The organism is Ensifer sp. ENS07 (genome assembly GCF_014852185.1).
In the GTDB taxonomy this organism is placed as follows: Bacteria; Pseudomonadota; Alphaproteobacteria; order Rhizobiales; family Rhizobiaceae; genus Ensifer; species Ensifer adhaerens.
Genome location: NZ_JACVBE010000043.1, coordinates 1 through 1,657 on the forward strand (window position 1 = coordinate 1; position 1,657 = coordinate 1,657).

A 1,657-nucleotide genomic window follows, 5' to 3' on the forward strand; every position below is an offset into this window, starting at 1 on the left:
AAGGGTCGAGTGGAGCGTGCCAACCAGACATTGCAGGATCGGCTGGTCAAGGAGATGCGACTTCGCGGTATCGATACGATCGAAGCTGCCAATGTCTATGCGCCTGAGTTCATTGCAGATTTCAACACTCGTTTTGGCAAGCAACCACGCAATCCGAAGGACATGCACCGGCCGCTGTCCGACCATGAGAACCTCGATGGTGCCATGTGCCGCAAGGAAGTGCGCACGCTGTCGCAATCCCTGACGCTGCGTTACGACAAGGTGCTGTTCATTCTCGATCCGACCGAGATTTCCAGGCCATTGGCGGGCCAGAAGGTGATTGTCTGCGATTATCCGGACGGTCGGCTTGAGATCATGCACGAGAGCTTTGCCCTGCCCTACAGGACCTTCGATACGTTGCGCTCGGTGCATCGTGCCGAGGTCGTCGACAACAAGCGGCTGGACGACATGCTGTCAATTGTCGCCGAGATGCAGGCCGGACGCCAACAGCAGCGCAGCAAGAGTGGTCCGAGCCGAACGGGCCAAACGGATCATATGTTCGGCATTCGAGACGGTAGCACAGCCAACGGCTACCAGAAGCGTGGTCCCAAGCCTGGCCGGCGGACGGATTTCATGAACGATCCGGCGGTGATTGCGCGACGAGAGAAAGCGTTGATGAGGCGGCCAGCGGCGGAATAAAGAGCGTCAATGCACGCCGATGTCGCTCTGCGCATCCGATTCCAACTGCAGGCAAGCTGGCCAAAGTGGCGTCTTGTGGAAGGCTCCATGCTGGAGGAGCGTAAGCCCCTCTCGTGCCTCATAGAGCACACCGAGCCAGCACAAGCGCCGAAAGACGCCATATTGGAGATCGGATTTCAACTTCCAGGCTTCTATGGTCATTTCGGTGTCCGACAGAGGCGCCAAGTCTGGATAGAGGATCTTCACAACGTCTATTGGCGTGCACCCTTCCCTGGCTTTGATATTGAGAAGATTGAGGAACATGCGCCACCAGCGTAACCGCGCTCGGACCTCCTCTTCCCGCTCGGTGGTATGGACATACGAATAGAGATAATCCGTGGCGATCAGATCGAAGAAGGCTTGCGGGTTCACCAGGAACTCCCGGCCGCGTCTGGTTGGCAGCAGCACATCTTTTTTCCGACGAAGAAGCTTCAGATGACGGGTCATGTCGCGCACCACCCAAAGCGGCGGCATGTCGCTTTCATTGAGCACCTTGTTCATGCTGTAGAGGTCTTCGGCTGTGAAGCCTGGCCAAAGGAAGTGCACAGCGGCCCAATGCACGAACTTGCGGTTCATGGCGCCGGTCGCCGTCAATCCTATGCCGCCCTCACCGTCAGCATAGGCAACCGAAAGAAGCATACCGCGAAGAAGTGGGGACAGTGCGGCGACATCGACGTCACCATGCAGCTTGATTTCCGGAAGCATCGTGCGGCTGTGATCCCTACCTCGCCCTATGCAGGTGCAAGCGAGTATCAACCGGCGACAAAACAATTGCTACTGAGAAAGCTAAAGCCGAAGGGGAGTGTCATCACCCGCCCCCGCTCCGCCCTTTCAACCCGGACCAGCCGGTCGGATCGGGGGCTGACTGGCAGAGCAAGCCGGCGGGCAGTGTCGCATTTCTAAATGGCTGGCGACGTCGCAGCCCTATTCAGCTTTGACA

1 protein-coding gene and 1 pseudogene are annotated in these 1,657 nt (G+C 57.9%); one reads left to right on the plus strand and one right to left on the minus strand.

What is annotated here, in order from left to right:
- Positions 1-678: pseudogene (locus IB277_RS37505) on the plus strand (ISNCY family transposase); the annotation flags it as partial.
- Between the two features lie 6 nt (positions 679-684).
- On the opposite strand, the gene IB277_RS37510 reads toward IB277_RS37505, so the two are convergent.
- A complete protein-coding gene (locus tag IB277_RS37510) occupies positions 685-1,422 on the minus strand; it encodes a hypothetical protein (RefSeq protein WP_060521184.1) in 738 nt (245 codons plus the stop codon).
- Between the last annotated feature and the right edge of the window lie 235 nt (positions 1,423-1,657).

Excerpts from the sequence above, each read along its gene's own strand:
- IB277_RS37510 (WP_060521184.1), bottom strand. The coding sequence starts at position 1,422 with ATGCTTCCGGAAATCAAGCTGCATGGTGACGTCGATGTCGCCGCACTG.